We start from the raw sequence: 18,559 nt of genomic DNA, 5'->3' as shown, positions 1-18,559 counted from the left end.
CCCCTCCTATGCTGACTTCTTTCGGTCTAATAACACCGCAATTAAGATGACTATCCCTTTGACAACCAGCTGGTAGAACGATGAGACACCAAGCAGGTTGAGCCCGTTATTCAGTGTGCCGATGATCAGCACCCCGATTAACGTGCCGACAATGCGTCCACGGCCGCCGGAAAGACTTGTTCCTCCTAAGACGACCGCCGCGATAGCATCCAGCTCATACGATTCCCCGGCAGTCGGCTGGGCTGAATGCAGCCGGGAAGTCAAGATTGCGCCGGCAAGGGCGGATAAAAGCCCGGCTAAGGAATAGATCATCACTTTCACACGCGTTACTTTAATGCCTGAAATGAGCGCGGCTTTTTCATTGCCTCCGATTGCGTATGTTCGGCGCCCGAACGGTGTTTTGTGAAGAAGCACCCACAGGATGGCAAAGGCAAGAACCATCGTAATCGCCGGTACAGGAATGCCTAAAAAGTAACCGCGTCCGAACAGCTGAAAAGCGTAGTTTGTGCCAAGTCCGGTAATCGGGTTTCCATCTGTATACACAAGCGTCAGTCCGCGAAATACAGTCATGGTTGCAAGCGTAGCGATAAAGGGCGCCATTTTTCCTTTTGTGATCAATAGTCCGTTGATCATCCCGAGTACGGCACCAATGATACAGCCGAGGATGATCGCAAGAACCGGATCGACACCGGATACAATCATTCCGGCAACTAAAGCGCTGGACAGGGCAAGAATAGCGCCGACAGAAAGATCAATGCCGCCTGTTAAAATCACAAAGGTCATGCCGAATGCGATTAATCCGTTAATGGCGACCTGGCGAAGCAGGTTTAAAATATTCAGCGGTTCAAGAAAGCTGGGATTTAAAATCGATACAATGATCACGAGAATAAATAAACCGAGAAACGGGCCCAGTTTTTGCATGACTCCGTCGAAGTGAATCCGTTTTTGTTCTGTTTGCAGTTGTTCCGTTTTCATATTACCGCCCTCCCGTGGCAAGTGTCATAATTCGTTCTTGTGTTGCTTCCTGCGCATCGATTTCTCCGCTGATTCTGCCTTCATGGACAACGATAATGCGATCGCTCATCCCGAGAATTTCCGGCAGCTCTGATGACACCATAATGATGGCGACGCCGCGCTCTGTCAGCTCGTTCATCAGCGAATAAATTTCCCGTTTCGCACCCACATCCACACCCCTGGTCGGCTCATCCAAGATGAGCACTTTCGGTCCGATGCCGATCCACTTGGCAATCACTACTTTCTGCTGGTTGCCTCCTGATAAATGGCGTGCATGTGTTTCAGATGATGCCGTTTTGATGGTCAGGCGCTTGATTAAGAGATCGACAAATTCAGCTTCCCGTTTGTGATCAATGAGACCCTTTGGAGAAAAACTGGACAGATTGGGCAGGGCGATATTCTCGCGAATTGATGTGTCGAGCAGAAGCCCTTCATCTTTGCGGTTTTCTGTGATAAAGCCGAGCCCTTTTTTCACAGCATCCTGCGGGTTCTTAATGGCTGTCTTTTTTCCAGCGATCCATATCTCACCCGAATCCAGTTTGTCAACGCCGAACAGCGCCCTCATGATCTCTGTACGGCCGGCTCCCATCAATCCGGAAACACCGACGATTTCACCGGAACGAACAGAAAAGCTGATATCTTCAAAACGTCCTTTGACGGTGACGTTTTTTACCTCGAACATTTTGTCGCCGAGAGAAGGAGTGCGTTTCGGATATCGTTCAGTCAGCTCGCGTCCGACCATTTTTTTGACGACTTCATCAAAATCTGTTTCTGAGATGTTTGTTGTGTCTACGGTTTTTCCATCACGCATAATGGTGATTCTGTCGCAAATCGCAAAAATTTCTTCCATGCGATGCGAAATATAGACAATTGAGACGCCGTTCTTTTTTAACGCTGTCATGACCTCAAAGAGCTTGCTGATTTCACGTTCAGTCAACGCTGCGGTCGGTTCATCCATAATGATTACCTCGGCATTTGTCATAAGCGCTTTTGCGATTTCGATCATTTGCTGCTGTCCGACAGAACACTCGCCTGCTTCTTGATCTAGAGAAAGAGAGACGGAGAGTTTGTCAAACTGGTCCTTTGCTAGCGCTTTCATTTTTCTTGTTTGTAAGACGCCCAGCTTGGAGGATATCTCTTTACCGATAAATAGATTCTCAAGAACGGTCATTTCCGGCCAGATATTCAATTCCTGATGGATAAAGGCTATTCCATGCTGTTCCGCTTCTTTTGGATTGGAAAAATACGTTTCGTTTCCGTTTATGCTGATTTGTCCTTTATCTGCTTTGTGCAGGCCTGTCAAAATGTTCATAAGCGTGGACTTGCCGGCGCCGTTTTCTCCCATTAATGCATGTACCTCGCCAGGCATGAGCTGAAAGGAAACACCTGACAATACTTGGTTTTTTCCGAATGCTTTATGAATGTCTTTCATTTCAATTTGCATGTTTCATCCTCCTTTCTAGAAAAGCACACCTGCCTGCAGGATGCAGTTGGCATATGGTGTGAATTCTCCTGTTCTTATGACTGCCTTTGCTTCTTTTGTCAGCAGCTTAAACTCCTCGTGAGAAAGGTATTCAATCTCTTGTTCAGAGAAAAGATTTTCTAGAAATCTTGCATTCTCCTGATTGGATGCTTTTATTTCAGCTGCAGCAATGACTTTTTCGACCGCCATTTCCTCAGCCAGTACTGCCGCTGTATCTTGGAAAGCCGGAAGGCCCGGCTTCAGTGAAAGATCAATTTTCAAAACGCCGTCAGGTACCGGCAGTCCTGCATCCGCGATGACAATTTTATCAGTGTGGCCAAGGTCGGCTAAAATCTTGGCAAGATGGCTGTTCAGTATACCGTGTTTTTTCATGTCAGCAGCTCCTCTACTTCATTTCTTGTCGGCATTCCGCCTTGGGCGCCGAAGGAGCAGACAGAAAGGGAAGCGGCACGGTTGGCAAACAGCAATGCGGCTTCAATGTCTTTTCCCTCTGCCAGAGCAACGGCGAAGGCTGCGTTAAACGTATCACCTGCTCCGGTTGTATCAACGGGCTCAACAGGGAAGGACGGGATGAGCCGCTCTTTGCTTCCTGCAGAGTAGCGGACGCCTTGTTTTCCTTCCGTAATAAAGAGCTTTGCCGGATAAAGCGCCAAGGCTTCGGAAATGGTAAGCTCAGGGAATAAAATCGAAGCCTCATGCTCATTCGGCGTGATATAGGTGGCATGATCAATTGTTTCCTGCTTCAGCGGGCGGGCTGGTGCCGGATTGAGCATAATCGGGATATCGTGAGAATGGCAGTATTTGCACACTTCATCAACCGTTTCCTCCGGGATTTCCTGCTGAATCAGCACCATATCGACCTTTTCAATCTGTTCGAGCGCGTTTAACGCATACGCTGGGGTGATGTCATCGTTCGCGCCTTTGACAACGACAATGCTGTTGTCGCCTTCAGCAAGCACAATATGAGCGGTTCCGCTTTCCGTATGTGTAACCGGTTCCATATGGTCAGTGCAAACGCCGTTAGCTTTGAGATTATTCAAAATAGCTGTTCCATAATGATCGTCTCCAACCTTGCCGACCATAAACACTTGCGCCCCAAGTCTGGCTGCGGCAACAGCCTGATTTGCGCCTTTGCCGCCCGGCACAGTTTGAAATGACGTGCCAAGAACCGTTTCACCGGCTTTTGGGCGTTTGTCCGAGGTGACCACTAAATCCATAGAGCAGCTACCAATCACACAAATATTATGCATCTTAATCTTCCTTTCTTGTCGTCTTTCTTCCTATATAGGTGACAGGCATTTGAATTGCCGTTTCTGCCAGCGGCTGCTTTTGGATGATACGCAAAAGCAGTTTGGCTGCTTCTTTCCCCATATCATATGCGGGCTGTTTTATTGTAGACAGGGGCGGAAACAGCAGCTCGCTTTGCGGAATATCATCATAACCGATAATTTGAATATCCTCCGGCACGTTTTTTCCGCGCCGCAATGCTTCGTGTAAAACTGCTGCGGCTTGAATATCGTTACTCGCAATCACACCGTCTGTCTCAGGATATGAGGCAAACAGTTCCTTCGCCATCGCTTGCGCATCCTTGAAAGAAAATGAAACGGTCTCGATGACTTGAATATTCACTTCAGCCTGCTGTAAGACCTCTAAGGCACCGTTAAAGCGGTCTTGAGCGGTCGGAAGGTGAGCGGGTCCTCTCAATAACGTAATGCGCTTGCTTTTTCCGTGAATGATGGCTTCGGCTGCTAATTTTCCTCCTGTATAGCCGTCACTGGACACAGAAGGGGCCCCTTCTGGTGTTCTGTCCAGAAACACGACTGGGTGATTCATGCCGCTGTATTCCTCAAGATCCGGGTAATTTGTTGCGGCAATAATGCCAGCGACATGATTTTGCTTAAAGGTTTGAAGGTATTCAAGTTCTTTTTTCAATTCTTCGTCACTGTTGCCGAAAATAAGGCGATAGCCTTCCCGGTTCAATTCATCCTCCGCACCGCGGGCTAGCTGGGGGAAGAAAGGGTTTGTGATATCCGGGAGCAAAAGTCCGATCAGCCGGGATTCTCTTTTATAAAGAGATCTGGCGACTTCATTCGGGTAATAGTTCAGCTTCTCCATCGCCTCTAAGACACGTGTTCGCGTTTCTTCGTGTACATAGCCGTTGTCATTCAGGACGCGGGATACCGTCGCAACAGAAACGCCCGCCGCTCCGGCGACATCTTTAATTGTAGCCAAAACAGCTCCTCCTTGTTTATGTAACCGTTTACATAGATAGATTATCATGAGCAATCCGAAGTTGGCAATAAAAATATCATTAAAAATCTAATTGTAAATTGTGTATAAAATTGAGAAATTTGAGGTTTTCACTCTTTTTTTGACAAAGTCTTCACTTTTCTGGATGAAGATTTCTTGAACAAATATTAAGTTTTATTAAAATTGTTTCAAAGTTATGCTTTTAGACCTGTAAATAAGGAGAAACAGAAAAGACTATCCGCCCAGAAAATGTTTAATAATGTTAGAGAATTCGGACCCGGATGTTTAGCATTTTCATGGCTGGTCCCATTAGTCATTTTGGAATGGGCCTAATTTTGCCGCTTCCATGCAGAAAGGATGACATTATGACCTTGTCCTTAAGAAACAGGTGATAAATATTTTATGTTCATAAGAACCGGAAATACGCATGCCAGCAGGGAAAGCTTGATATCACGGGCTGATAAAAAGATTGATTTGGAATACATATTAAATGCACATACCATAGTGTGACTATTCGTCCAGAAGGATATCAGGAGAAAAATGAAAGCGCATTCCTCATATTTTTTAAAAAAAGTAATAAGGTGTAAGTCCTGTCTTTTTCCAAAAATAGAAAATGGTTTATAGGTACAAAATCTCTTCCAAAAGAGAAGTTTGGCTTAGTGGATTAGGGAAGATTATGTTACATAATGCCGATTGAGAATTCATAGTGATTCTATATACTGATGAATGAATTTACAACAATATAGAAGGAGATGTCGAAAAGCAATGTGGTTACTCATTATAGCCTGTGCTGTCATACTGGTCATCGGAATATTAGAAAAACGACGACATCAGAAAAACATTGATGCCCTCCCTGTTCGGGTGAATATTAACGGCATCCGAGGAAAATCGACTGTGACAAGGCTGACAACCGGTATCTTAATAGAAGCCGGTTACAAGACTGTTGGAAAAACAACAGGAACAGATGCAAGAATGATTTACTGGGATACACCGGAGGAAAAGCCGATTAAACGGAAACCTCAGGGACCGAATATCGGAGAGCAAAAAGAAGTCATGAAAGAAACAGTAGAAAGAGGGGCTAATGCGATTGTCAGTGAATGCATGGCTGTTAACCCCGATTATCAAATTATCTTTCAGGAAGAACTTCTGCAAGCCAATATTGGTGTGATTGTTAACGTTTTAGAAGACCATATGGATGTCATGGGGCCGACGCTTGATGAAATTGCGGAAGCGTTTACCGCTACAATTCCTTATAATGGCCATCTTGTTATTACAGATAGTGAATATACCGAGTTCTTTAAACAAAAAGCAAAAGAACGAAACACAAAAGTCATCATTGCTGATAACTCAAAAATTACAGATGAATATTTGCGTAAATTTGAATACATGGTATTCCCTGATAACGCTTCTCTGGCACTGGGTGTGGCTCAAGCACTCGGCATTGACGAAGAAACAGCATTTAAGGGAATGCTGAATGCGCCGCCAGATCCGGGAGCAATGAGAATTCTTCCGCTGATCAGTCCGAGCGAGCCTGGGCACTTTGTTAATGGGTTTGCCGCAAACGACGCTTCTTCTACTTTGAATATATGGAAACGTGTAAAAGAAATCGGTTACCCGACCGATGATCCGATCATCATCATGAACTGCCGCGCAGACCGTGTCGATCGGACACAGCAATTTGCAAATGACGTATTGCCTTATATTGAAGCAAGTGAACTGATCTTAATCGGTGAAACAACAGAACCGATTGTAAAAGCCTATGAAGAAGGCAAAATTCCTGCAGACAAACTGCATGATCTAGAGTATAAGTCAACAGATGAAATTATGGAATTGTTAAAGAAAAGAATGCACAACCGTGTCATATATGGCGTCGGCAATATTCATGGTGCCGCAGAGCCTTTAATTGAAAAAATCCACGAATACAAGGTTAAGCAGCTCGTAAGCTAGGAGGAAATGCAGACATGTTCGGATCAGATTTATACATTGCACTAATTTTAGGTGTACTACTCAGTTTGATTTTTGCAGAAAAAACAGGAATCGTGCCGGCAGGACTTGTTGTACCGGGATATTTAGGACTTGTGTTTAATCAGCCGGTCTTTATTTTACTTGTTTTGTTAGTAAGCTTGCTCACTTATGTCATTGTGAAATATGGTTTATCCAAATTTATGATTTTGTACGGCCGCAGAAAATTCGCTGCCATGCTGATAACAGGGATTGTCCTGAAAATTGCGTTTGATTTCCTATACCCGATTGTACCATTTGAAATCGCAGAATTTCGAGGAATCGGCATCATCGTGCCAGGTTTAATTGCCAATACCATTCAGAAACAAGGGTTAACCATTACGTTCGGAAGCACGCTGCTGTTGAGCGGAGCGACCTTTGCTATCATGTTTGTTTACTACTTAATTTAATGTAAGGTGTGTCAAACGATGAAAAAAGAACTGAGCTTTCATGAAAAGCTGCTGAAGCTGACAAAACAGCAAAAAAAGAAAACCAATAAGCACGTATTTATTGCTATTCCGATCGTTTTTGTTCTCATGTTCGCGTTTATGTGGGCGGGAAAAGCAGAAACGCCAAAGGTCAAAACGTATTCTGACGACGTTCTCTCAGCCTCATTTGTCGGTGATATTATGATGGGGCGCTATGTTGAAAAAGTAACGGACCAAAAAGGGGCAGACAGTATTTTTCAATATGTGGAACCAATCTTTAAAGCTTCGGATTATGTAGCAGGGAACTTCGAAAACCCGGTAACCTATCAAAAGAATTATAAACAAGCAGATAAAGAAATTCATCTGCAGACGAATAAGGAATCAGTGCAAGTCTTAAAAGATATGAACTTCACGGTTCTCAACAGCGCAAACAACCACGCAATGGATTACGGCGCTGAGGGCATGAAAGATACACTTGGAGAATTCGCGAAGCAAGGTCTTGATATCGTTGGAGCAGGATACAGCTTAAGCGATGCGAAAAAGAAGATTTCGTATCAGGAAGTCAATGGGGTAACAATTGCGACGCTTGGCTTTACGGATGTGTCCGGAAAAGGCTTTGCGGCTAAAAAGAATTCACCGGGCGTGCTGCCAGCAGATCCTGAAATCTTTATCCCTATGATTTCAGAAGCAGAAAAACACGCAGACATCGTCGTTGTGCAGTCACACTGGGGACAAGAATATGACAATGATCCAAACGACCGTCAGCGCCAGCTTGCAAGAGCCATGTCTGATGCGGGAGCTGATATCATCGTCGGCCATCATCCGCACGTCTTAGAACCGATTGAAGTGTATAACGGAACTGTCATTTTCTACAGCCTCGGCAACTTTGTCTTTGACCAAGGCTGGACAAGAACGAGAGACAGTGCACTGGTTCAGTATCATCTGAAGAAAAATGGAACAGGCCACTTTGAAGTGACACCGATTGATATCCATGAAGCAACACCTGCACCGGTGAAAAAAGACAGCCTTAAACAGAAAACCATTATTCGCGAACTGACGAAAGATTCTAATTTCGCATGGAAGGTAGAAGACGGAAAATTGATGTTTGATGTTGATCATAGCCACAAACTAAAATCTAAATAATTGGAGTGATAAAGATGAAATTTGTCAAAGCCATCTGGCCGTTTGTTGCCGTAGCCATCGTGTTCATGTTTATGTCAGCTTTTAAATTCAACGATCAGCTGACAGACCAGGAAAAGCAGAAGATTGATACGGAAATGCATAAAATCCAGCAGCAGGAAGAAATGGTAAACGCAAGTAAATAATTCAAAAAAGAGAGTGTCTGATGAGACATTCTCTTTTTATTTGCCCAGCATACTCATTCTGTAAAAATATCAAAAAGTTTCTTAACATATTCAAAAAAATACCGATGTTAAAACTGCAAAAAGAGGAGGAGATAATAAAAGTGAACACACTGGCAAACTGGAAGAAGTTTTTGCTTGTGGCGGTTATCATTTGTTTTTTGGTTCCAATTATGACAAAAGCGGAGATTGCGGAGGCTGATACATCATCTGAATTGATCGTCAGCGAAGCAAACAAACTGCTTGGGTATCAGTATAAATACGGCGGCGAAACGCCGAAAGAGGGATTCGATCCTTCGGGATTGATTCAATATGTCTTCAGTAAGGCTGATATTCATCTGCCGAGATCTGTGAACGACCAATATAAAGTCGGAACGGCCGTCAAGCCGGAGGGCCTGAAGCCGGGCGATATATTGTTTTTCAAAAAAGAGGGAAGCAGCGGGACTGCTCCGACACACGTCGCTCTTTACATCGGAGACGGCCAAATGATTCACAGTACGCAATCAAAAGGGGTTATCATCACCAATTACACAAAAAGCAGCTATTGGAGCGGGACTTATATCGGGGCGAGACGAATCGCAGCCGATCCGGCAACAGCTGACGTCCCTGTTGTTCAAGAGGCTGAAAAATATATCGGCATTCCATATGTGTTTGGCGGAAGCACGCCGTCAGAGGGCTTTGATTGCTCGGGGCTCGTGCAATATGTGTTTCAACAGGCACTCGGCATTTATCTGCCGCGATCAGCCGAACAGCAGTGGGCAGTGGGCGAGAAGATAGCGCCTCAGAACATAAAGCCTGGTGATGTCGTCTATTTCAGCAATACGTACAAAACGGGAATTTCACATGCAGGCATTTATGCTGGCGGAGGAAGATTTATTCAGGCAAGCCGGTCAGAAAAAGTAACCATTTCCTACTTGTCAGAGGATTACTGGAAATCGAAGATGACTGGCATTCGCCGGTTTGACAATCTGACCATTCCAAAAGAAAATCCGATTGTGTCGGAGGCAACGCTTTATGTCGGAGAAGTTCCCTACAAACAGGGCGGAGTGTCTCCAGAGACAGGTTTTGATACAGCGGGCTTTGTCCAGTATGTGTACCAGAAAGCAGCCGGTATTTCTCTGCCTCGCTACGCAACAAGCCAGTTCAAAGCCGGAACTAAGATTGAGAAGGCGGACCTGAAACCGGGAGACATCGTGTTTTTCCAGTCAACAAGCCTAAATCCGGCCATCTATATCGGAAACGGACAAGTTGTTCATGTCACATTATCAAACGGTGTGACCATCACCAATATGAACACGAGCACGTATTGGAAAGATAAATATGCGGGAAGTATACGGGTGCAATAAAAGACAAAGACTCCAGAATCTCTGGAGTCTTTTCTTTATGCATATTGGCCGGAAAGAAGCTGGTCAATAAAGTAAGCCACACCATTTTCGTCATTGCTTTTTGTAACAAAGGTGCTTTTTTCTTTTAATTCATCGATCGCATTCTCCATGGCGATACGGTGTCCCGCGACTTCAAACATGGACAAATCGTTCGGGCTGTCGCCAATTGCATAGATATCCTGTGTGTCAATTCCGTATATGTCAGCAAGCTCTGTCAGCGCGCGTCCTTTACCTGAAGAGGCCGGCAGGATTTCGATGATATGTTTTCCGGAAGAGGTTTGTGCCAGTTTTTTGTGATGCTTCAATTCTTCCTTCGCTTGTTTCAGCTTGTCCATATCAAAGGAGAAGCAAAGAAGCTTATAAATGTTTTCGCTGCCGTCAAAAACCGATTCGATATGCGGGATTGGCTTAATGCCAAACTGCTTGAACTGCGTCATGGCTCCTTGCCACAATTCATCCGTCTTTTCGTTTGGATTCGCGCTTTTTAGAATATCAAGCTCCGCTTGCAGCTTGGCTTCGCCGTCAAAAGGAGACAGCAGATGGTCATCTGTATAGACCTCAAAGTAAATATTTTTTGAGAGTAAGTAATCAGCGATCGCTTTGCCGGCCTCCTGATCCATTAATGTCCGGCTGATCAAACGGTAACCCTTATCGTGGATCGTTCCGCCATTTGCCGCAATGATAGGGATATCCAAGTCTTCCAGCAGCGCTTTTACATCAAATGTTGCTCTTCCCGTGCAAATGGTGACGAGGATGCCGGCATCAACGGCCCGTTTGATAGCCGCTCTGTTCTCAGCAGAAATGACGCTTTCTTTATTTAGTAATGTACCGTCTAAATCAATCGCAATTAATTTCATATGTAGGGGAAACCTCCTTAAAAATGAAGCTGCTTCGTGTAGTATGTTCAGCTTTTCTGAGAAACATAAACCATATAAATCAAGGCTAAACGTTACTCAAATAATTTTCAACAAGGAAGTATGTAAAAACGGGATGGCATCATCGCCATCCCGTTCATTACACACCTAAATCGTTTTGCAGCTCTTCTTTGATTTCCTGCAGTTTTTGCTGATTCAATTTGAAATAATAAACTCCGGCAGGTTTATAATCATAACCCGTCAACTGAATAGACTCAACTGATTTCAATGAAGTGATGAACGGGAACAGGCCGATGGCATCTTTCAGAGATAAATTCATTTTCAGATTTTGTCCCATCGTATCTACAATATCATCATAAGCCGGAATTGAGCTCAATGATTTTGATTTATCGATAATCGCGCTCAGCACTTCCATTTGCCGTTGTCCGCGTAAAAGGTCACTGTCCGCCTTACGTGTTCTTACGTAAGCGAGCGCTTCTTCTCCATCAAGCGTATGTGTTCCTTTTTGAAGAACCACTTTTCCTTTTGTATCTTTTTTGATTTGCTGAATGACTTTATCGCTTTTTACCGTTACTTTGACGCCGTTCAGTTCATTTACGACGTCTTCAAAAGCTGTGAAATTGCTTTCTACGACATAATCGACGGGAATATCCAGCATTTCTTCAACTGTCTTCACAGTGAGGTCAACGCCGCCGTAGGCATGAGCGTGTGTAAATTTATCGTAGCCGTGGCCTGGAATGTTGACATAGGCGTCACGCGGAATGCTCAGCATTTTAGCTGTTTTTTCTTTCCGGTTAAATGTTACCAGCACATTCGCGTCGCTTCTTGCCTGATCGACACTCTCACCGTTTTCCTCTCTGGCATCAATCCCCAAGAGCAATACAGAGAAAGAATCTTTCCCAGGGTCAAATTCTTTAATCCGTTTTACGGATTGTTCTCCGCGCGCCAGGCTGACGTGGGCTTCTTTAGAAGCATGATTCAGCTTTACATAAGCATAGGCGCCGACAGAGCCTGCCGCAATGACAAGAAAAGCCATCAAACCGGCAACGACTTTCACCCATTTTCTAAGCCGTCTTTTTTTCTTTCTGCGCTGTGATCGTTCTTCCATATCTATACCTCTCGTTTCTTTAATATTTGAAGCGTACCACTCATTTTGCCATAGGGCAACTACTCGAAAGACATTTTTCGATAAAAATTCCTATATTTATAAGTTCCTGTTTTTGAAAATGAATAATGATGAAGTGCTGAACCACCTTATATTGGACGCCGCAGAAGGCAAAATGTTTCGGTGCTATTGAAAAAAATACAAGTGAATAATTGGAAACTCATGATCGGCAGGATTGAAAAGGTTTAACGGCCAGAAAAAGAGGTTAAAAGATTTCTAAAAAACTCTACAGACAAAGGTATTGCAGCTGAGGGAGAAAGGGAGTCATTTTTATGAAAAAGCAGTCGAATATATGGCTATATTTTTTCGGCGCTCTTGGAGGCGCGTTATACGGTTATGATACCGGAGTGATTTCCGGAGCTATTTTGTTTATGAAAAAGGACTTAGGCTTGAATGCCTTTACGGAAGGCCTTGTCGTCAGCTCCTTATTGGTTGGGGCGATATTAGGTTCAGGGGCGGCCGGTAAGCTGACTGACCGTTTCGGAAGAAAAAAAGCGATTATGGCGGCCGCCTTGCTGTTTTGCATAGGAGGGCTGGGTGTGGCACTCGCCCCGAATACGGGAGTTATGGTGCTGTTTCGTATCATTTTAGGACTTGCAGTCGGAACATCGACTACGATCGTGCCGCTCTATTTATCTGAATTGGCGCCAAAACATAAGCGCGGGGCGCTGTCATCTCTGAACCAGCTGATGATCACGGTCGGCATCCTTCTTTCTTACATTGTCAATTACATATTTGCCGATGCCGAAGCGTGGCGCTGGATGCTTGGATTGGCTGCTGTGCCGTCACTGCTCCTGCTTATTGGCATTTTGTTTATGCCGGAGAGTCCGCGCTGGCTGTTCACGAATGGCGAAGAAGGAAAAGCGAAAAAGGTTCTTGAAAAATTGCGCGGAACGAAAGATATTGATCAGGAAATACATGATATTGAGGAGGCGGAAAAGCAGGATGAAGGGGGCCTGAAGGAGCTGTTCGATCCTTGGGTGAGGCCCGCGCTGATTGCCGGCTTGGGGCTGGCGTTTCTGCAGCAATTCATTGGAACGAATACGATCATTTATTATGCGCCAAAAACCTTTACAAACGTCGGGTTCGGAAACTCTGCTTCGATATTAGGAACGGTCGGTATTGGCGCAGTTAATGTTCTCATAACACTAGTAGCAATAAAAATCATAGATAAGATCGGGAGAAAGCCGCTATTGTTATTCGGGAATGCCGGGATGGTCATCAGCTTGATCGTACTCGCTCTGGTGAATCTCTTTTTCGATAACACTCCTGCTGCCTCATGGACGACAGTCATTTGTTTAGGTGTCTTTATTGTTGTCTTTGCGGTCAGCTGGGGCCCGGTGGTCTGGGTGATGCTCCCTGAATTATTCCCGCTCCATGTCAGAGGGATCGGAACCGGGGTATCTACCTTGATGCTGCACGTTGGGACATTGATTGTTTCATTAACCTATCCAGTATTAATGGAAGCGATCGGCATCAGTTATTTATTCCTGATTTATGCGGCGATCGGTATCATGGCGTTCTTATTTGTCCGTTTTAAAGTGACAGAGACAAAGGGAAAAAGCCTTGAAGAAATTGAGCAGGATTTAAGAAACAAAAACGGGCAGGGAGGATCAGCTGGAAAACAGCAGACTGCCGGAACATAAAAAAAGGGTGCGTAATTAGGCGCACCCTTTTCAGCGTTTACTTCCCGACGGTGCCAAAGTTAATGATTTTGAAAGAAATATCATATTTAAAATCAGCCTCAGAAAATATGTCATCCCAATGTCCTTTTACTTTATGCCAGTATTCAGGATATTGAATCCGGATGTAGTCGGATAAAAAGATCGGATCGCTTTTATACTCATGCTGCAGTTTATCCATAACCTTCTTTACATCGCGTTCAAGCTTTTTCTCAAAAATGTTCTCAAGCCTGTGTAAATAGCTTTTATGAAAGGAGTTTTCATTCGGATTTTGGTCTTCTGTCAGGATACCCTTTGTTTTGACAGAAACCTGAAAGACAGGCTTTCCGTTTTCAATCGCCGGCTTGATTTTAGATTTCGACTTCTTAATCTCAAACGTTATCGGATGTCCTTTATCTGTCGTCGGCATGACGCCGCCTTGGATCGTTCCCATGACCCATGTCAGTGTCTGGATTTCATCAGCTGAAAGAAATCCAACGAGTTTATTGCTGCCGCTTTTGATAATGCCTGCCCCGTCATACTTCGCTTTTCCCTTTTGATTTTTTACGGCTTGAATGAGAAAACTGTAGCCATTTTGGCAATAGATAGAAGCCCTGCCGATGCGAAGCGGCATCATAATCTTCCCGTTATACCCGCTGTTATTGGTCAGTTCAATCAGCTTTTCGGAAGGCATCGTCTGCTGCTGCTTCGGACTTCCTTTCGTAAAAACATCTCCGGCTTTCCCTCTGGCAGCCATCAAATAGCTGCTGCGCCGGAGCTCATCATCCCGGATGAAATGGTTGAAGACCTGATCAATGTTTTGATTCCTCATTAGCTTTTCTCCCAAAAGAATGACTTTTAAATGGTCGCTATAGATAGGAGGGTCCTTGATGGATACATCACTGACTGCTTCTAAAATGGTTTTCCCGTAGGACGTCACATTGACAAATTCGGGTTTTCCGGATGCTTGGCTGTCTTCACTTTGGGGAAGAAGGTTTTGATACGTTAATTTATACTGATGGTCATCGGTCTCATCGATGGCAAGTCCTCTGGCAAAAGACAGTTTTTCAATATCTTTGACATCCCAGCATCCGCAAAGCATCTGCAGCATCAAAACCATAGCTGCAAGCTTCATCATTGTCTTCATTGCAGCTGATCCCTCCCCAGTTTTTTCTGTACCCAGCTTAAAAACCAGATAAGAAATGGTATTGCAATGACACCTAGAAATACATATCCGAGAAGTGTACCGTAATAAAACACGGCATTAAGATCTTCAGGAAACATTGACAGGAAAAATGTAACAGCCAGCAATGCAGCAAGCAGCCACGGATTGTTTTTATTTTTCAGGTGAAAGATATCTGTTAATCCGATATGCGCCCCTTTAAAGGAGCCAAGCATACATGCAAATTGCTGGGCTGTCCAAGTTAACTGTAAAAACAGGTCAAACCGTTCAATAAAAATACCCGGGATTTCTAATGCATGAATGAGTGAAATCGTCGGCCACGTCACTGTTTTTGCCTCAGCTACACTCATACAGCCAATGACCATAAACAAAGTAATGCTATAGAAAACAGTCGTGGTTGCAATGCCTAAAGCGACAGCTTTTTTTACCTGCTTGGGATCTTTCATAAAGGGAATGAGATAAAAAATGACTTCAAATCCTGAAAAATATAAAAGAGTTTTAGGAAATAAAGAGAAAAAACTTCGATAGCCGCCTTCAAATACAGGCCGGATAAAATCAAGTTGAAATAACCGAGAGCTAAACATCAGAAGCATAAGGAAAATAATAATAGTGATAGGAAAGATATACGCATATACTTTCGCAATGGGGTAAACGCCCCCGGCCACATGATAGATGGCAACCGCCAGAAAAATAAACACGACAACTGCCATCGGAGTGTTTTTTAAAAGAAAAAATCCGACAACCTCACCCAAAACTCGTGCTTGAAAGCATACGATACCGATAAAATAAAAGGTAATAAATACATTCAATAAGAAACCGATCACTTTTCCGGCTGCAATGCTGTTGAGCTCAAAAATCGTTTTCTCCCTGTTTCGTTGAAGAAAAGGCAAAAAAAGCAGCGCGAAAATAATAAAAATAACGCCCTGCAGCAGGATCATGATCCATCCGCTCGGACTGTCGGTTTCAGCTGCTGAGCGGGGAAGGGTTAAGACACCGGCACCGATCATTGTACTGCTTACCATAATAAGCGTCTGCATAAATGTAAGCTTGTCCTCTGGTTGCCTCATAGCCATCACCTTTGTCTGATTTTATCTTTTGTGCCTTTGCGGGTAGGTCTTCTTTTTAAAAATAGGGTGGGAACGCGAATAACAGTGTCTTTCAAATCTTGTCCGGGCTGTGCCATTATCGGAATAATGTAATCCTGGCCAAAGCTTTTCAAACGCATTAAATGGCCGATCACTAACAGAAAGACCATGATGACGCCATACATGCCCAACACTGCCGCGCTTATCATTGCCGCGATACGAATAATCCGCAACGGGAAGTTATAAGCGTATGACGGAACGGTAAAGGATGCCAATGCGGTAATTGATACTACAATGACCATTAATGCGCTGACGATTTGGCCTTGTACGGCTACTTGTCCGATAACAACCCCTCCGACAAACCCAATCGTCTGTCCGATCGGCTTTGGCAGCCTTAAACCGGCTTCCCTGATCAGTTCTATCGTAAATATCATATTAAAGGCTTCAACAAAAGGCGGGAAAGGGACATTCAGCCTGCTGCCTGCAATTGAAATGGCCATTCTCGTCGGCAAAAGCCCGGTATGGAAGGTAACGAGAGAAATATATAAGCCAGGCAAATAAATGGTAATCAGAATGCTCGTATAGCGAATCAAACGAATAAGAGACATGGGAATCCAGCGCTGGTTGTAATCATCCGGTGAATGAATAAATTCATCAACCGTTGCCGGTACAATCAATGCAAATGGCGTACCATCTACTAAAATCGAAACCCGTCCTTCTAACAACGAGCTTTCTACACGATCAGGACGTTCTGTGCTTAATATTGTGGGAAAGATCGAAAAAGGTTCATCCTCAATGAGCTGTTCAAGTGAACCTGATTCTGACACATCATCTGTCATGACGGATTTTAGCCGATTAAACACTTCTTTTACGACATAATCAGGAGCAATATCCTGAATATAAGCAACAGCTACCTTTTTTTTCGTCCTTTTGCCGATGGTCATTTCTTTAATGACGAGATTAGGGTCACTAGACCGCTCCCGCAAAAGCGCCGTGTTTGTCCGCAGTTTTTCAATAAAACCAACCTTTGGCCCGCGTTCCAAGACTTCAGATGTAGGCTCTTCAAGGTTGCGCGTCATTATCGTTTTTGTATCAAATGCCAATCCTCCGTCGTAACCGTCTGCGAGCAAAACCGCTTGGCCAGAAAAAACGAGCTGTTCAATTTCGTTTATTGAAGAAACAACGCTGTGGCGATAGCCGAAAAAAAAAGCGGATAACTCTTCAATCAAGCCCTCTTTTTTGTCTAACGCTTCTTTTTGTAATGGAGAAATGACGTATTGCGCCAGAAGTTTATTTTCTGTCAAACCGTCAATATACAGTAGGCACGCTTTCTGTCTGCTGCCTCCAAATGAAAACGTATAAAACATGATATCGTCGTTTTGTCCCAACTTTTTTTTCAATGTTTCTATATTGCGTTGGAGATCAGAGTCGATTTGCATAGTTTCTCTCCCCTTTATAAAACATAAATTGACGGTTTTTCTTAATTTGTATCAATAAAGGAGAATTATTCTTCATAAGGAAAAGGCTGAAACAAACCTTCTTTTGAAAGTGATATAATAAATAGGAAGCGTTTTCTCAAAAGGGGTCATTGATACATAATGCTTTGTACATATGTTGTCATCGAAAAGCAGACAGACATACGGGCGTTTGTAAGGGAGGCGCATCGGGAAAATAATGATCAGCTATTTATAGGGGAGGGGTACGGATCATGACGCAATCACCGATTTTTCTAACGCCTGTGTTTAAAGAAAAAATCTGGGGCGGCACCGCTTTACGAGATAGATTTGGATACGGTATTCCTTCAGAAAAAACGGGGGAATGCTGGGCCATTTCCGCACATCCAAATGGACCGAGCGCTGTCGCGGATGGCCCATATAAAGGAAAGACACTGACTGAGCTTTGGGATGAGCATCGGGAAGTATTCGGCGGCGTGGAGGGGGAGCGATTTCCGCTTCTGACAAAGCTGCTGGATGTGAAGGAAGATACGTCAATTAAAGTTCACCCTGATGATTACTATGCCGGAGAATACGAAGAGGGTGAGCTCGGCAAGACGGAATGCTGGTACATTATCGACTGTAAGGAAAACGCGGAAATCATTTACGGGCATACAGCCCGCTCAAAAACCGAACTTGTCACAATGATCAACAGCGGAGACTGGGAAGGGCTGCTGAGGCGAATCAAAATTAAACCGGGTGATTTCTATTATGTGCCGAGCGGAACGCTGCACGCCTTGTGTAAGGGGGCACTTGTTTTAGAAACACAGCAAAATTCAGATGCCACATACCGGGTGTACGATTATGACCGGGTTGATGACAACGGGAAGCCAAGAGAGCTTCATTTTGCCAAAGCGGTCAATGCGGCCACCGTTCCCCATGTGGACGGGTATATAGATGAATCGACCGAATCAAGAAAAGGAATAACCATCAAAACATTTGTCCAAGGGGAATATTTTTCAGTATATAAATGGGACATAAATGGCGAGGCTGAGCTATCTCAGGATGAATCCTTTCTGCTATGCAGCGTCATAGAAGGAAGCGGTTTGCTGATGTATGAAGACGAAACATGCCCGCTCAAAGAAGGTGATCACTTTATATTGCCTGCCCAAATGCCCGATTTCATAATAAAAGGAACATGTACACTGATCGTGTCTCATATTTAAACTTAATCT

At 44.1% G+C, this 18,559-nt stretch carries 17 protein-coding genes; 7 read left to right on the top strand and 10 right to left on the bottom strand.

The genetic code is table 11. From position 1 onward, the window contains the following. Nucleotides 1–6: 6 nt before the first annotated feature. The 5 genes from rbsC to MOC09_RS12795 are packed head-to-tail and all read right to left on the bottom strand — an operon-like array spanning nucleotide 7 to nucleotide 4,729. A complete protein-coding gene (gene rbsC / locus MOC09_RS12815; RefSeq protein WP_268359611.1) occupies nucleotides 7–975 on the bottom strand; it encodes a ribose ABC transporter permease RbsC in 969 nt (322 codons plus the stop codon). Between the two features lies 1 nt (nucleotide 976). Then, nucleotides 977–2,458, bottom strand: a complete 1,482-nt coding sequence (rbsA, locus tag MOC09_RS12810; protein ID WP_268370733.1) for a ribose ABC transporter ATP-binding protein RbsA — start codon at nucleotides 2,456–2,458, stop codon at nucleotides 977–979. Nucleotides 2,459–2,473: 15 nt separating this feature from the next. Continuing rightward, a complete protein-coding gene (gene rbsD, locus MOC09_RS12805; RefSeq protein WP_014478163.1) occupies nucleotides 2,474–2,869 on the bottom strand; it encodes a D-ribose pyranase in 396 nt (131 codons plus the stop codon). Beyond that, nucleotides 2,866–3,747: a ribokinase gene (gene rbsK / locus MOC09_RS12800; protein WP_268359615.1), complete on the bottom strand. Its 882-nt coding sequence runs from the start codon at nucleotides 3,745–3,747 to the stop codon at nucleotides 2,866–2,868. The genes rbsD and rbsK overlap by 4 nt, the downstream gene beginning before the upstream one ends. 1 nt (nucleotide 3,748) lies before the next feature. Further along, nucleotides 3,749–4,729, bottom strand: coding sequence for a LacI family DNA-binding transcriptional regulator (locus MOC09_RS12795; protein WP_268359617.1), 981 nt, complete (start codon nucleotides 4,727–4,729; stop codon nucleotides 3,749–3,751). Between the two features lie 783 nt (nucleotides 4,730–5,512). Here MOC09_RS12795 and pgsB point away from each other — a divergent pair. The 5 genes from pgsB (at nucleotide 5,513) to pgdS (ending at nucleotide 9,883) form a co-directional block, all read left to right on the top strand. Further along, nucleotides 5,513–6,694 (top strand): poly-gamma-glutamate synthase PgsB, encoded by a 1,182-nt coding sequence (gene pgsB, locus MOC09_RS12790; protein WP_174227759.1) that lies wholly within the window; start codon nucleotides 5,513–5,515, stop codon nucleotides 6,692–6,694. 14 nt (nucleotides 6,695–6,708) lie between these two features. Next, nucleotides 6,709–7,158, top strand: a complete 450-nt coding sequence (gene pgsC / locus MOC09_RS12785) for a poly-gamma-glutamate biosynthesis protein PgsC (protein ID WP_003227889.1) — start codon at nucleotides 6,709–6,711, stop codon at nucleotides 7,156–7,158. 18 nt (nucleotides 7,159–7,176) lie between these two features. Next, nucleotides 7,177–8,319, top strand: coding sequence for a capsular polyglutamate synthetase PgsA (gene pgsA / locus MOC09_RS12780; RefSeq protein WP_268370731.1), 1,143 nt, complete (start codon nucleotides 7,177–7,179; stop codon nucleotides 8,317–8,319). 14 nt (nucleotides 8,320–8,333) lie between these two features. Then, the gene (edmS, locus tag MOC09_RS12775) at nucleotides 8,334–8,501 is read left to right on the top strand and encodes an extrachromosomal elements maintenance protein EdmS (RefSeq protein WP_268359621.1); all 168 of its coding nucleotides are present in this window, start codon (nucleotides 8,334–8,336) and stop codon (nucleotides 8,499–8,501) included. Between the two features lie 140 nt (nucleotides 8,502–8,641). Continuing rightward, nucleotides 8,642–9,883 (top strand): gamma-DL-glutamyl hydrolase, encoded by a 1,242-nt coding sequence (pgdS, locus tag MOC09_RS12770; protein WP_268359624.1) that lies wholly within the window; start codon nucleotides 8,642–8,644, stop codon nucleotides 9,881–9,883. A gap of 35 nt (nucleotides 9,884–9,918) precedes the next feature. Here the strand turns inward: pgdS and ywtE are convergent, their stop codons facing one another. Then, on the bottom strand, nucleotides 9,919–10,779 hold the full coding sequence (gene ywtE / locus MOC09_RS12765; protein WP_268359626.1) for a 5-amino-6-(5-phospho-D-ribitylamino)uracil phosphatase YwtE: 861 nt from the start codon (nucleotides 10,777–10,779) through the stop codon (nucleotides 9,919–9,921). A 157-nt stretch (nucleotides 10,780–10,936) separates the two neighbouring features. Continuing rightward, nucleotides 10,937–11,905, bottom strand: a complete 969-nt coding sequence (gene tagT, locus MOC09_RS12760; RefSeq protein ID WP_268359628.1) for a polyisoprenyl-teichoic acid--peptidoglycan teichoic acid transferase TagT — start codon at nucleotides 11,903–11,905, stop codon at nucleotides 10,937–10,939. A gap of 329 nt (nucleotides 11,906–12,234) precedes the next feature. Here tagT and MOC09_RS12755 point away from each other — a divergent pair, with 329 nt between their 5' ends. After that, the gene (locus MOC09_RS12755) at nucleotides 12,235–13,608 is read left to right on the top strand and encodes a sugar porter family MFS transporter (RefSeq protein WP_268359630.1); all 1,374 of its coding nucleotides are present in this window, start codon (nucleotides 12,235–12,237) and stop codon (nucleotides 13,606–13,608) included. A gap of 37 nt (nucleotides 13,609–13,645) precedes the next feature. Here MOC09_RS12755 and MOC09_RS12750 read toward each other — a convergent pair whose 3' ends face one another. The 3 genes from MOC09_RS12750 to MOC09_RS12740 are packed head-to-tail and all read right to left on the bottom strand — an operon-like array spanning nucleotide 13,646 to nucleotide 17,330. Further along, nucleotides 13,646–14,770 (bottom strand): Ger(x)C family spore germination protein, encoded by a 1,125-nt coding sequence (locus MOC09_RS12750; protein ID WP_268359632.1) that lies wholly within the window; start codon nucleotides 14,768–14,770, stop codon nucleotides 13,646–13,648. Continuing rightward, nucleotides 14,767–15,873, bottom strand: coding sequence for a spore germination protein (locus MOC09_RS12745; protein WP_268359635.1), 1,107 nt, complete (start codon nucleotides 15,871–15,873; stop codon nucleotides 14,767–14,769). Before MOC09_RS12745 ends, MOC09_RS12750 begins: the two co-directional genes overlap by 4 nt. Before the next feature lie 5 nt (nucleotides 15,874–15,878). Beyond that, nucleotides 15,879–17,330 (bottom strand): spore germination protein, encoded by a 1,452-nt coding sequence (locus MOC09_RS12740; RefSeq protein WP_268370729.1) that lies wholly within the window; start codon nucleotides 17,328–17,330, stop codon nucleotides 15,879–15,881. 269 nt (nucleotides 17,331–17,599) lie between these two features. Here MOC09_RS12740 and manA point away from each other — a divergent pair, with 269 nt between their 5' ends. Further along, nucleotides 17,600–18,550, top strand: a complete 951-nt coding sequence (manA, locus tag MOC09_RS12735) for a mannose-6-phosphate isomerase, class I (protein WP_268359640.1) — start codon at nucleotides 17,600–17,602, stop codon at nucleotides 18,548–18,550. Nucleotides 18,551–18,559: the final 9 nt, after the last annotated feature.

This window comes from Bacillus sp. N12A5 (genome assembly GCF_026790125.1).
Lineage (GTDB): Bacteria > Bacillota > Bacilli > Bacillales > Bacillaceae > Bacillus.
This window is presented reverse-complemented; position numbering and strand designations above follow the sequence as displayed.

What these genes read in the sequence shown, in the direction of transcription:
- rbsK (WP_268359615.1), bottom strand. Translation starts at nt 3,747, where the DNA reads ATGCATAATATTTGTGTGATTGGTAGCTGCTCTATGGATTTAGTGGTC.
- pgsA (WP_268370731.1), top strand. Translation starts at nt 7,177, where the DNA reads ATGAAAAAAGAACTGAGCTTTCATGAAAAGCTGCTGAAGCTGACAAAA.
- MOC09_RS12740 (WP_268370729.1), bottom strand. Translation starts at nt 17,330, where the DNA reads ATGCAAATCGACTCTGATCTCCAACGCAATATAGAAACATTGAAAAAA.
- rbsA (WP_268370733.1), bottom strand. Translation starts at nt 2,458, where the DNA reads ATGCAAATTGAAATGAAAGACATTCATAAAGCATTCGGAAAAAACCAA.
- pgsB (WP_174227759.1), top strand. Translation starts at nt 5,513, where the DNA reads ATGTGGTTACTCATTATAGCCTGTGCTGTCATACTGGTCATCGGAATA.
- rbsC (WP_268359611.1), bottom strand. Translation starts at nt 975, where the DNA reads ATGAAAACGGAACAACTGCAAACAGAACAAAAACGGATTCACTTCGAC.
- manA (WP_268359640.1), top strand. Translation starts at nt 17,600, where the DNA reads ATGACGCAATCACCGATTTTTCTAACGCCTGTGTTTAAAGAAAAAATC.
- MOC09_RS12745 (WP_268359635.1), bottom strand. Translation starts at nt 15,873, where the DNA reads ATGAGGCAACCAGAGGACAAGCTTACATTTATGCAGACGCTTATTATG.
- MOC09_RS12755 (WP_268359630.1), top strand. Translation starts at nt 12,235, where the DNA reads ATGAAAAAGCAGTCGAATATATGGCTATATTTTTTCGGCGCTCTTGGA.
- MOC09_RS12750 (WP_268359632.1), bottom strand. Translation starts at nt 14,770, where the DNA reads ATGAAGACAATGATGAAGCTTGCAGCTATGGTTTTGATGCTGCAGATG.
- tagT (WP_268359628.1), bottom strand. Translation starts at nt 11,905, where the DNA reads ATGGAAGAACGATCACAGCGCAGAAAGAAAAAAAGACGGCTTAGAAAA.
- rbsD (WP_014478163.1), bottom strand. Translation starts at nt 2,869, where the DNA reads ATGAAAAAACACGGTATACTGAACAGCCATCTTGCCAAGATTTTAGCC.
- ywtE (WP_268359626.1), bottom strand. Translation starts at nt 10,779, where the DNA reads ATGAAATTAATTGCGATTGATTTAGACGGTACATTACTAAATAAAGAA.
- edmS (WP_268359621.1), top strand. Translation starts at nt 8,334, where the DNA reads ATGAAATTTGTCAAAGCCATCTGGCCGTTTGTTGCCGTAGCCATCGTG.
- pgsC (WP_003227889.1), top strand. Translation starts at nt 6,709, where the DNA reads ATGTTCGGATCAGATTTATACATTGCACTAATTTTAGGTGTACTACTC.